This is a genomic window from Ruegeria sp. AB9, assembly GCF_056542585.1.
In genome coordinates this window covers 100,979-112,747 of record NZ_JBQGAA010000008.1, presented here as the reverse complement: position 1 = coordinate 112,747, position 11,769 = coordinate 100,979, and the positions used below count along the sequence as shown (strand labels likewise).

The following is an 11,769-nucleotide window of genomic DNA, read 5'->3' as shown; positions in this document are numbered from 1 at the left end:
ATCACCCCGTCACGACCACGCCGCCATCGGCGACGACACATTGCCCGGTCATCGCACGGCTGGCGTTCGAGGCCAGAAACAGCGTCGGTCCGATCATGTCGTCGGGCGTCAGATGTTCCTTCAGGCACTGGCGCTCCATATGGGCGGCCAGATCTTCGGGCGTGGCCCACATATCCAGTTGTTTCTGGGTCAGAACCCAACCGGGGGCCAGCGCGTTGACGCGGATGGCTCGCGGCCCCAACTCACGCGCCAGCGATCGCGTCATGCCGGTAATTCCGGCATTCGACGTGGTATAGATAGGATAGCCTGCGTTGCCCATCATGTAACTGATCGAGCTGAAATTGATGATCGATCCGCCGTCTTTCATCTGCCGGGCGGCTTCCTGGCAGGCAAAGTAATATGCCTTGAGGTTGACCTCGATCATCCAGTCCCAGAATTCGGACGTGGTTTCCTCAAGCGAATGGCGCTTGTCATTGGCGGCGTTGTTGACCAGCACCTTGATCGGGCCATGCGCGTCAGCGGCCTGTTTCATCGTCGCATGCAACAGTTCCGTGTCGGTGATGTCACCCTGCATAAACAGTGGCGTACGGCCGTGTTTGTCGCGCATTTCTTCGACAAAATCGCTGGCATCGGAGCGGCCGATAAAAGCCACGTTTGCGCCTTGGGCCATGAACCCATCCGTGAGTGCGGCACCAACGCCCGAGCCGCCCCCGGTGATGTAGACAGAAGCTCCGTTTAGGTCGGGGAATGTGGCGGGGTTGTCCATCAATGGCTCTCTCTGGTCACAAGGCGGGTGTCTTTGCCTACAAGGAAATCAAGGTCAGCGCCCTGGTCAGCCTGCAGTACGTGGTCGATATAAAGCTTTGCATAACCGCGGGTGTAATGCGGATCGTCCGGCTGCCAATCGGCACGGCGGGCGGCAAGCTCGGCCTCGTCCACCAGCAACTCCAACTGTCCCTTGCTTGCCGAAACACGGATGCGGTCGCCGGTTTTCACCAGTGCCAGCGCGCCTCCGGCCTGCGCCTCGGGGCTGACATGCAGGATAACGGTGCCGAAGGCGGTGCCTGACATGCGCGCGTCCGAGATACGGATCATGTCACGCACGCCTTCTTTCACAAGCTTGCCGGGGATCGGCATATTGCCGACCTCTGGCATTCCGGGATAACCCTTGGGGCCACAGCCCTTGAGCACCAGAATGGTGTCGGCTGTGACGGGCAGATCGTCCCGGTCGATATTGGCCTTCAGGTCTTCGATGCTTTCGAAAACAAACGCCTCTGCCTCGGTCTCAAGCAACTCATCCGTCGCCGCCGAAGGTTTCACGATGGCCCCATTGGGCGCCAGGTTGCCGCGCAACACGCGCAAACCAGCAGCGGGTTTGACCGGATCGTTGAAGGGGCGGATGACGTCGTCGTTGTAGCATTCGGCCCCATCATAATGGGCCGAAATATCTTTGTTTAGCACCGTCTTGGCAGGCCGCAGGAAGGGCTTGAGCTCGTTCAGAACGACCGGAACGCCGCCTGCGTAGCAGAAATCTTCCATCAGGTACTTGCCTGAAGGCATGCAGTTCACCAATAGCGGAATTTCTGAACCGATCTCGAAATCCTTCAGCGTCAGATCCACGCCCACGCGGCCCGCCAAAGCCAGAAGGTGGACGACCGCATTGGTCGATCCGCCGACGGCGGCATTGGCGAGTATGGCGTTTTCGAACGCTTCCTTGGTCAGGATATCCGAGGGTTTCAGGTCTTCGTCCACCATTTCGACAATCCGCTTGCCGGTCAGATGCGCCAGCGCCATGCGGCGGGCATCAACTGCCGGAAGGGCAGCGTTGGTGGGCAGGGACATGCCCATCGCTTCAACCAGCGAGGCCATGGTGGAGGCGGTGCCCATGGTCATGCAGACCCCGGCGCTGCGCGACATCCCGGATTCTGCGTTCATGAATTCCCGCAGGGTCATCTCGCCCGCGCGAACCTCTTCCGAGAACTTCCACACGTCAGTGCCCGAGCCTATATCCTTGCCCTTGAACTTGCCATTCAGCATCGGGCCTGAACTGACCACGATGGAAGGCAGATCGACCGAGGCCGCGCCCATCAACTGACCGGGTGTGGTCTTGTCACAGCCGCCCAGCAGCACCACGCCATCAATGCCGTAGGCGCGGATGGATTCCTCGACATCCATCGCCAGCAGATTGCGGAACAGCATGGCGGTGGGCTTCATCTGGGTCTCGCCCAGCGACATGACGGGGAACTCGACGGGGAACCCTCCGGCCTCCCACACACCGCGTTTGACGCCTTCGGCCAGGTCGCGCAGGCCCGAGTTGCAAGGCGTCAGTTCCGACCATGTATTGCAGATGCCGATAATGGGGCGGCCATCAAAGGCATGATCGGGAAAGCCCTGATTTTTCATCCAAGACCGATGGATGAAACCATCCTTGTCGAGCTTGCCATACCAATGCTGTGAGCGGCGTTTTTTTGTCATAGTTTATAGCCTTCAATCACCCACATAGACTGCGGGAAACTCCACGGCAGAGACAAGCCATGGCTCATCAAATACTGGCCGCTTACGGTTATTGGGCCCTGCTTAAGCGCAGGTTGGCCACGCGACAGGGTTGCGGGTGCTTCCGCAGTACTGCGCAGCGCTACACGGTACTGTGCATCTGCCTCAAGCCTGGTCAGGCGCAGTGGTCGCGGTGCGATTTGTGGCGACGTGTCCACTTTACCGGCAAAAACGACAAAGCGCGATCCGTCACTGGTCTGTTGTTGTTCTGCAAGAACGGACGGGTCGGGACTGTCGAGTCGCAGAATGTCAGCATGATATAGCCAATCGCGGTTGTCTTTCCACCATTGCGTGACGTCGCGCAACACCATCTCTTCCTCGTGAGTTAGTTCACGCGGATCCATCTCAAACCCCATATGTCGCTGCGCGGCGACCCAAGCGCGAAACCGGATGTCCAGCACGCGGCCCGAGGTGTGGCAGACGCGCGGTCCTACATGGCTACCGGTGACAGCCATCGGCAGGAAGATCGCGGCGTTGTGCTGTATGCGCAACCGCTCCAGCGCGTCGTTGCTGTCGCTTAGCCAGATTCTCTGGGTCCGCTTGAGTATACCAAAGTCGATCCGACCGCCGCCGCTGGCACAGCTTTCGATTTCCACATGCGGAAAGTCCTGCCGCAGTCTATCAATCAAGGCATATGAGCCGCGTGTTTGCGCGGCATCCGGCATTGGCAAAACCCGGTTGTGGTCCCACTTGATATAGTCAATTTCGTGTCCGGCAAGAATTGTCGACATGCGATCATACAGGAAATCGCGCACTTCTGGCAGAGCCATATTCAACGCTTTTTGTTGGCGGCCCAGTATTTGATCCTCGCCCCCCAGCGCCCACTCAGGATGCGCACGGTGGATACTGCTGTCGGGATTGATCATCTCGGGTTCGAACCAAATGCCGAATGTCATGCCCAGCGAGTGGACGTGTTTGATCAGAGGATCCAGACCGTCGGGGTATTTGCGTGTGTCCACCTCCCAATCGCTTAGAGAGGACGTGTCGTCATCCCTCTGCCCGAACCAGCCATCGTCCAGAACAAATCGCTCGGCGCCAAGGACGGCGGCACGATCTGCAATGTCTTTGAGTTCAGGTAGATTGTGGTTGAAATAAACGGCCTCCCAACAATTGTAGTGCACCGGGCGCGCGCGGTCGGGTTTGGGAAAAGCAACGATCCGGTCCCGCAGGTGGCGCTGGAATGCAACGGCGCAGCCGTTTATTCCGTCGGCCGAAAAAACGGCATAGAGCGGTGCGGTCTCAAACCGTTTGGATGCTTCGCGCTCCATACGGGCCGCTTGTCCGAACTGGATTTGACGGCGTCCATCGGGTAGTTCCTCGGCCACCATGCGATGTCCACCAGACCAACCATAGTGGAAACCGTAAGCCTGACCCTGCGCGTTGGTCGCACCGCGCACCGGTACGATCAGACCGGGGAAATGCTCGTGTCCAGTGCGTCCCGTCCTGTTCTCGCGATAGCGGATGCCCGGTGACCACGGCGTGGTGTTCATCTGGAACTCGCCACACCAGCGACCTGCGAAATCAATCAGCTCGTCCGAAAGTTGCGGCGCTGGAAAAACTGGGGCAGACAACCAATGCAGAATGATAGGGCGATCCGCCTCAAGCACCGCGCGGGCTTCGATGATGTGGGTTTTTGGATCAATCGAAAACACCGCCTGATAAGTCAACCGGTGGGAATCGTCTCGGAAGGTCAACGCCAGATGATTGTCGTCAGTGTCTTCGCTGGCGTAGCAAAATTTCGGCAGGATTGGCGTACCGTCGCCGTCCCGCATAATCAGACCGGGTTGTCCCGGAAAGCTACGTGTCGCTTCGGGACAGATGGACAGTTCCGGGTTTGCGTCCAGCATGCCGCCGGTTACGTCAAGACTATGGGCGCCCAACAAAGTTTCGAGGTTCTCCCCGGCGGGCAGACGGGGACCGAAATAAACAACTTCGGGAAGGTGCTCGCGGTGGGCCGCGAGCACCAGGGATTGTCGCTCATCATGAAGCGACCAGGTTCTTTTCATTACTTTACAGCTCCGAGGGTCAAGCCCGCGATGAAGTGTTTCTGCATTAGGAAGAACATGGCCACAGGCGGTAGAGCTGCCACAATAGAGCCTGCACTCATCAAGTGGTATGCCGCCCTGAATTGAGCGTTGAAGCTTGTAATACCTGCGGTAACAGGCTGGCTTTCAGCGCCTTGAGTCAGGACAACGGCCCAGAAATAGTCGTTCCAAATGAAGGTGAACATCAGCACGGACAATGCTGCAAGCGCGGGTTTCATCAAAGGCAGGACGACATACCAGAAAATCTTGATCTCACTGATGCCTTCCACTCGGGCCGCTTCGATTAGCGCAAATGGCAGTGCTTTGATGAAGTTGCGCATGAAGAGTGTGCAAAACCCAGTTTGGAACGCGATGTGGAACAGCACCAGCCCGGTTTTGGTGTTATACAGTCCAAGTTCCAGCGTCAGGTCGCGCACGGGCACCATCAGGATTTGGAACGGGACAAAGTTGCCCGCCACGAACATGAAGAAAATCCACATATTCGCCTTGAACTTATAAATCCCAAGCGCAAAGCCGGTCATAGTGCTGAGCGCCACCGCACCGATCACGGTGGGGACAGTGATCAGAATCGAGTTCAGCATGTAACGTGGCATGTCACTGTTAAAAAACACTTGGCCATAGTTATGTGCGAACTCGAAGGACGATGGCAGCCCCCAATAGTTTGCATTCACAAAATCTGCATCGGGTTTGACTGAGAACAGTGCAACAGCAAGAAGAGGTCCAAGCCACAACAGAAGAGCGACCGGCAAAAGTGCCTTGTAGGTAATTTGGGCCGCTTTGGGTTGTTTTTCGATAGGTGTGGGAAACATCTTAGTGCCCCTTCTCTTCACGGTACATCGACCACAGGAAGTAGACGATGAAACACATCATGATCATGAACAGTACAACGGCAATCGCGGCACCATAGCCCATGCGGAATCCGTATTCAGACAGCGCAACCTCGAACATGTAGTAGGCCAGTACGCGTGATGAACCGAAGGGGCCCCCTTGTGTCATGACCGAAATCAAGTCGAACGAACGCAACGCGCCGATGATGGTGACAACAAAGGCAATGAATGTTGCAGGGCGTAGCTGGGGCAACACAATGTACCACAGCATCTTTATGCCCTTTGCGCCATCGAGCCGCCCGGCTTCAATCTGTTCCGGGTCAACGGCGTTCAGTCCGGTTAAGTAGAGAATCATACAATACGCAGTTTGTGGCCAAAGCCCGGCTGCAATGATTCCGTAGGTAACCAGATGCTCGTTGCCGAGCACGTTGATTGGGCCGGCGCCGAACAGAGCCAGAAACTGATTCAATAAACCGAATGTCGGGTCATAGAACCAAGTGAAGACAAGCCCCACCACGACCTGAGATATTACAAAGGGGAAGAAGAACAGTGATTTATAGAGGCGGATGCCGAAAACCGTTTGGTTCAACAGCAGTGCGATAAACAAGCCTGCGGGAATAGCGAGAAGGTAAAGGACCAGCCAGATCAGGTTGTTCTTGAGCGAGACATAGAATGCGTCGCGATCAACCCATTCATAGTAAAGGTCTTCATAGTTGCGCAGCCCGACATATTCTGCTTGGCCCAAGCCATCCCACTCGTACAGGGACAGATTGAACGACTGAAAAACGGGGGCAATAACATATACGAGGAAGAACAAGATACCAGGGGCCAGGAACAGCCAAGGCGCGATAGCTTGTTGGTTGCGGTGGAACCAGCTTTCCGGTTCGGTGTCTAAAACATCGGTCGAGGCGGTCATTGTGGCCATCTCTTTTCTGGGGAGTGTTTAAATCGGCGAAGTTTATCACACCGCCGATTGTCTTTGCGTTCGCGATTCAAAGCGGATCTTGCGACAGCTTAGTTGTCGTAGATACGACCGCGTGCGCGCTCCAGCTTGGATAGAACTTTGTCAAGGCTATCGGGTTTGACCATGAATTCCTGGAAGCCTTCCATCGAAACTTTGGCCATTTCCGCGGGTGCGTCGCGGTCCCAGAACTGGGCAACCCCACCAGGGCTGTTCTCACTTAGCATCACGAAACCCTTTTGCAGGAATTTGTCGTCATCCACAGTGGATTTCGAGTTGACCGGCAATTGCCCCAGGTTTTTTCCGTTGTTGATAATCGTTTGTTCTTCGGGCGAAGCAACAAACCTAAGGAATTCTCGGGCCGCCTCTTTGTTCTGGGCCGCCGAAGGTATGTGGAACGTGTCGGTCGGGGCGTCTTCAGCAAGTTCCACATTGGGGTCGATCGAAACAAACTGGTAGAAATCCAGCTGGTCATCGGTCAGGCCTGCATCGCGCAACGGGGCAACAGCAAAGTTGCCCATGAGATACGCCGCCGCTTCACCGTTGACCATGAATGGTAGCGCTTCCTGCCAGCTGTAGGTCTGGTGGTTGTCAATGAACGCACCCATGTCGATCAGCTCCTTCCAATTGGCAAAGGTCTGCTTGACACGATCGTCTTCCCAGCTGATTTCCCCGTTCGCGAGTTGGTTATGGAAATCGTAACCATTGGTCCGCATGTTCAGGTAGTCGAACCAGCCACCTGCGGTCCACAAGAACTTGGTTCCAATGGTGTAGCAGGCCCGGTCAGAGGCCACGATCTTCTCACAGTTCGCCTTTTCTTCTTCCCAAGTGCTCGGCTCACTCAGGCCAAGTTCTTCAAAGATGTCTTTGCGATAATACACGCCCCACTGGTAGTAGGTATACGGTACGCCCCACTGTTTACCGTCGATGGTCATCGCACCTCTGGTAGACTTCAGGTCTTCCTGGAACATTGGCTCAGCCCAGAGGTCCGATACGTCTTCGAAAAGACCAGCGTCTACGTAAGGCTTCATACGGTTGGCCGCGTACCATGTGGCGACGTCTGGAGCATTCGCCGTCAGGAAGTTCCGGATTTGTGTCTTGTAAGCTTCGCGGTCAATCACAGTGATTTCGATGTTCAGGTCAGGGTGTTTTTCCCCGAACCGAGCAATCATCTCTTCCATCGTCGCACGAGGCGCCGGGTTCGATGTGTCCAGGAAAATCGACAGGTCGCCACTCAACTCAGCCGATGCAGGTGCTGCGAGTGCCGTACAGGCAGCAAGCGCGGCCAGCGCTCTTTTGGTTTTGGAATACATTGTTTCCTCCCTTTTTGCATCCAGGCAAGTTCCATTATTTGGAACAAAAATTTATATATTGAAAACTACACATCATTTCCGTTAGGGTTGTCAACAATATTCCTGCGGGAGGGCAGGGGTCAGAGAGGAGACGTCACCAAATGTCTGGAGACGGAACAGTCGGCAAAGCGTGCGATGTGTTAGATCTTGTTGCGGGATTTAACCGTCCGGTGCGCTTTGTGGAGCTATTGGATCAAAGCCCTTTTCCCAAAGCGACCTTGTACCGCTTTCTCCAAACTCTAACGAATCAAGGGATGCTCAATTACGATCCTGACCGGCAGTCATATGCGCCAGGGATTCGACTGGTGCGTCTGGCCCATGCTGCTTGGACACAAAGCTCGCTGGCGCCCGTGGCTCGACCACATTTGGATGCGCTTAGCCACGAACTTGGTGAGACCGTACATCTGGCGCAGCTTGATGCCAATCAAGTCTTATACGTCGACAAACGCAACGCCGCGGACCCTGTCGAGATGTTTAGCCAAGCCGGTAAAGTAGGCCCGGCCTACTGTACTGGTGTAGGAAAAGCGATGCTTGCGTTTCTACCAGAAAAAACGCTTGCCGTGGCGCTGTCGCAGCAAAGCTATTTCCGGTTTACGCCGACCACTTTGGGCTCGGAAAAGGAACTACGAGAAGAGCTGAATGCAATCAGAAAGTGCGGATACGCATTCGACCGCGAAGAGCATGAGCCAGGGATCATCTGTATAGCCGCTCCCATTCTGACATCCAGTGGACGGATGTTGGGCGCTCTGTCGATAACAGGTCCAACCAGCCGCACAGACCTTAGGAAACTGGAACAGTGGGCACCGTGCGTGCTCCAGACTGCAAAAGATATTGGGCGGGAAGCGCAATCTTGGCGCTTTCCCGAAACACAACAGGAAAAGGTACTTATCTCATGACAGGAGTGACACTGGAAAAGGCGATTAAACGCTATGGGGCCACGCAGGTCATTCATGGCGTTGACCTGGAAATTCAGGACGGTGAGTTTTGCGTTTTTGTGGGACCGTCCGGCTGTGGTAAGTCAACGCTTTTGCGGATGATCGCCGGGTTGGAAGAGACCTCTGAAGGGATTATCAATATCGGCGCCCGCGATGTGACGCACATGGATCCCGCCAAACGTGGTGTGGCGATGGTGTTCCAGACCTATGCTTTGTATCCGCACATGACGGTAGCCGAAAACATGGGTTTCGGCTTGAAAATGAATGGTGTTCCGAAAACTGAAATCGACAAGAAAGTCCAGGAAGCCTCTAACATCCTGAAACTCGACCAATACTTGAAGCGTAAGCCCAAGGCGATGTCAGGTGGTCAGCGCCAACGTGTTGCAATAGGACGTGCAATTGTGCGTGGCCCCGAGGTTTTCCTATTTGACGAGCCGCTGTCCAACCTCGACGCTGAGCTGCGCGTCGAGATGCGCGTCGAAATCGCTCGGCTGCACAAAGAAATCGGTGCAACCATGATCTACGTGACCCACGACCAGGTCGAAGCCATGACAATGGCTGACAAAATTGTGGTCTTGCGTGATGGTCGAATCGAACAAGTCGGTGCTCCGCTTGAACTTTATCGCAATCCGGACAATAAGTTTGTGGCAGGTTTTATAGGTTCTCCGTCCATGAATTTCCTGGATTGCGACGTTGTGGATGGCAAACTGACCCATCCCGCGTTATCCGAGCCATTGGCACCTCCGGCAACAATTCCTACCGGCCAAAGCAAAGTTACCTTGGGTATCCGTCCTGAGCATATCGGTCTGGACCGCACGGGTGATGCCCTGTCCGTTGATCTCACCGAGGCGCTTGGGGGTGTTTCTTACAGCTACCTTACGGCTTCCAACGGTGACAAGCTGATCGTTGAAGAACGTGACGACGAACGCAGTCGCGAGGGAAGTCGCGTGAGTTTAGCATTGAGACCAGAGCGTGCGATGATCTTCGATGTTGATACAGGTGAGCGAATTCGATAGGTCGCTAAGGAGATTCTTAATCCCGATAAGATTGTTAGGCACTCTTATCGGGATCGGTGTAGAATTTGCTCTAACATACATAGAAGAACGACACGACGAAGCCACACACTGCCGATCAAGTATCACTTTGGTTACAAATAATTATGAGTGAATCAGACCTAACTTAAATGCGTGCTCTGAGTGAGCCCACATTAGTCATTCCAATTCGTCGATAGATACCGAACTTAAATAAGTTTTGCGTGTAGGGGTTGCGGGTCCCAACACTATGCGGGTGAGCAAATTGTGTTGGCTGAGGCTAAGGCCGAAGAACAAAACAGCCATTGTCCAAATGGTCTCTTCATTCCACGGTCATCAACCAAAGAACAACTGAATGAGTAATCAGGTTACTGCCTCATCGCTAATCTCGATTGCTGTTCCGCTTGTGGGAGGCCTTTCCGCACAAACTGCGATTCAATTCATCGACGCCCTGATGCTGGGATGGTATTCGGTAGATGCGCTGGCGGCAGGAGTTACTGCGGCGTCCCTGTTTTTTTGTTTTTCACAATGGGGAGCGGTGTAGCTTCGGCAATACTGGCGATTTGTAGTAGTCAGAAAAGCGATGCCCGACACACCACTTTGGCTGCGGGACTCATCTTGTCAGCGGGGTTTTTACTTCTGGCCTATACAATGTTGTTCCACGCAAAGTTGTTGTTTGTCTTGCTAAATCAGCCAGTCGAAGTTCATTCAGGCGCGGAACAATACTTACAGTTAGCTGCCGCCGGCATATTGCCAGCGCTCTTAACAGCGGCGCTTCGCAGTTACGCAACTGTGCTTGAGCGGACCCAAATTGTTCTCTGGATCTCGGTCGCGGCACTTCCAACCAACGCCTTTCTGAATTGGGTCTTTATATTCGGAAATTTGGGAGCGCCTGAGCTTGGCATAAAAGGAGCAGCCTTGGCGACACTCGTTTCTCACTCTGCAAGCTTTCTTGCCACGTACCTTTACATAAAACACATTGATCAATTTACACTTTGCCGGCTCCTAAGAGCCGACTTCAAGTCTACCGTAAACGTATTCGATCTGAGTTGGCCCATCTCCTTTTCCAATCTGGCTGAGTTGGGAATGTTCGCAGTAATTACTCTTGTTGTTGGCTCCTTGGGAACGCTTCAATTGGCGTCCCATGGGATTGCCGTACAGATTACCTCTGCAGCATTCATTGTTCATCTAGCTTTGTCTCAAGCAGCCACGGTCAAAGTCGGGCCGGCTTATGCGCGAAATGACCAACCACTCGTCCGTAACGTCGGGAAAGTTTCTGCGGGTTTGTCATTCGCTATGGTTGTCTTGACGACATGCGTTTTCGTTTTGATTCCTGATGCACTTGTTGGATTGTTTATTCGCGCCGGTAATGCTCAGTTTCCGGAAATACTGGATATCGCCGCCAAGGTGTTGGTCTTCGCTGCAGCTTCTCAATTGATGGACGCAATGCAGAGTGTCGCAATGGGTTTATTGCGAGGATTGAAGGACGCTAAAGTGCCAATGGTTATTACCCTTGTCTGCTACTGGGGGTTGGCATGCCCGTTGGCTTTCGTACTTGGAAAGACAATGGGGTATGGTGTTGTAGGGGTATGGCTGGGAGTCTGTGTCGGACTAACGATCGCGGCGTCACTTCTTTGGCTTCGCTTCTTGAGTGCCACAAAGGTTCGTGCTCCTCTTTGCGACGATCATTCTTCATAGTGTTGAGATTGCCAAGGGCTTTGCAAGCGCTTGGTCACAGACCTTTCTCCCGAGCAGTATTCTGTTATTTGCAGGTATGTGAACGAGTGAGTGTTTTCGTATGGCCTCGCTAGTTTTTGAGCTAGCCGCAGTGATCTTTCGCTTGCAAACGATCTTTCTGGATTGTGGGTTTTGGTCTTACTTCCGCGGATGAAGATGACTTTATTCCGTCCGAAGTAGGCAACCCACAGGCCGGAAGTTCACGTGCCGCATTTCACGTTGCTGAGACTGTTTCCATTTATGTCATCAAGCCAGTCTATTGCGGAATTTTTGATCACAAATGTCAAAAAATGAAGTTCTTAGTTGAGTGGTTTTACGCCCGGTTGTC

At 54.1% G+C, this 11,769-nt stretch carries 9 protein-coding genes; 3 read left to right on the top strand and 6 right to left on the bottom strand.

What is annotated here, in order from left to right; translation table 11 throughout:
- Position 1: 1 nt before the first annotated feature.
- The 6 genes from ACR0K5_RS16450 to ACR0K5_RS16425 all read right to left on the bottom strand — a co-directional run bounded on the left by ACR0K5_RS16450 (position 2) and on the right by ACR0K5_RS16425 (position 7,699).
- Entirely contained in the window at positions 2 to 766 is a 765-nt protein-coding gene (locus tag ACR0K5_RS16450; protein ID WP_480630742.1) for an SDR family NAD(P)-dependent oxidoreductase, read from the bottom strand.
- Complete coding sequence (locus ACR0K5_RS16445) at positions 766 to 2,475, bottom strand: IlvD/Edd family dehydratase (RefSeq protein ID WP_480630741.1); 1,710 nt, start codon at positions 2,473 to 2,475, stop codon at positions 766 to 768. The genes ACR0K5_RS16450 and ACR0K5_RS16445 overlap by 1 nt, the downstream gene beginning before the upstream one ends.
- Positions 2,472 to 4,559, bottom strand: a complete 2,088-nt coding sequence (locus tag ACR0K5_RS16440; RefSeq protein ID WP_480630740.1) for an alpha-galactosidase — start codon at positions 4,557 to 4,559, stop codon at positions 2,472 to 2,474. Before ACR0K5_RS16440 ends, ACR0K5_RS16445 begins: the two co-directional genes overlap by 4 nt.
- A complete protein-coding gene (locus ACR0K5_RS16435) occupies positions 4,559 to 5,407 on the bottom strand; it encodes a carbohydrate ABC transporter permease (protein WP_480630739.1) in 849 nt (282 codons plus the stop codon). The genes ACR0K5_RS16440 and ACR0K5_RS16435 overlap by 1 nt, the downstream gene beginning before the upstream one ends.
- Position 5,408: 1 nt before the next feature.
- On the bottom strand, positions 5,409 to 6,350 hold the full coding sequence (locus ACR0K5_RS16430) for a carbohydrate ABC transporter permease (RefSeq protein ID WP_480630738.1): 942 nt from the start codon (positions 6,348 to 6,350) through the stop codon (positions 5,409 to 5,411).
- Positions 6,351 to 6,439: 89 nt separating this feature from the next.
- On the bottom strand, positions 6,440 to 7,699 hold the full coding sequence (locus ACR0K5_RS16425; RefSeq protein WP_480630737.1) for an ABC transporter substrate-binding protein: 1,260 nt from the start codon (positions 7,697 to 7,699) through the stop codon (positions 6,440 to 6,442).
- Between the two features lie 140 nt (positions 7,700 to 7,839).
- Here ACR0K5_RS16425 and ACR0K5_RS16420 point away from each other — a divergent pair, with 140 nt between their 5' ends.
- From ACR0K5_RS16420 to ACR0K5_RS16410, 3 genes are all read left to right on the top strand, one after another.
- A complete protein-coding gene (locus tag ACR0K5_RS16420) occupies positions 7,840 to 8,634 on the top strand; it encodes an IclR family transcriptional regulator (protein WP_480630736.1) in 795 nt (264 codons plus the stop codon).
- Entirely contained in the window at positions 8,631 to 9,689 is a 1,059-nt protein-coding gene (locus tag ACR0K5_RS16415; protein WP_480630735.1) for an ABC transporter ATP-binding protein, read from the top strand. Before ACR0K5_RS16420 ends, ACR0K5_RS16415 begins: the two co-directional genes overlap by 4 nt.
- A gap of 531 nt (positions 9,690 to 10,220) precedes the next feature.
- A complete protein-coding gene (locus ACR0K5_RS16410) occupies positions 10,221 to 11,402 on the top strand; it encodes an MATE family efflux transporter (protein WP_480630734.1) in 1,182 nt (393 codons plus the stop codon).
- Positions 11,403 to 11,769 lie beyond the last annotated feature (367 nt).

Coding starts and splice junctions, on each gene's coding strand:
- ACR0K5_RS16440 (WP_480630740.1), bottom strand. CDS start 4,559: ATGAAAAGAACCTGGTCGCTTCATGATGAGCGACAATCCCTGGTGCTC.
- ACR0K5_RS16450 (WP_480630742.1), bottom strand. CDS start 766: ATGGACAACCCCGCCACATTCCCCGACCTAAACGGAGCTTCTGTCTAC.
- ACR0K5_RS16445 (WP_480630741.1), bottom strand. CDS start 2,475: ATGACAAAAAAACGCCGCTCACAGCATTGGTATGGCAAGCTCGACAAG.
- ACR0K5_RS16415 (WP_480630735.1), top strand. CDS start 8,631: ATGACAGGAGTGACACTGGAAAAGGCGATTAAACGCTATGGGGCCACG.
- ACR0K5_RS16425 (WP_480630737.1), bottom strand. CDS start 7,699: ATGTATTCCAAAACCAAAAGAGCGCTGGCCGCGCTTGCTGCCTGTACG.
- ACR0K5_RS16430 (WP_480630738.1), bottom strand. CDS start 6,350: ATGGCCACAATGACCGCCTCGACCGATGTTTTAGACACCGAACCGGAA.
- ACR0K5_RS16420 (WP_480630736.1), top strand. CDS start 7,840: ATGTCTGGAGACGGAACAGTCGGCAAAGCGTGCGATGTGTTAGATCTT.
- ACR0K5_RS16435 (WP_480630739.1), bottom strand. CDS start 5,407: ATGTTTCCCACACCTATCGAAAAACAACCCAAAGCGGCCCAAATTACC.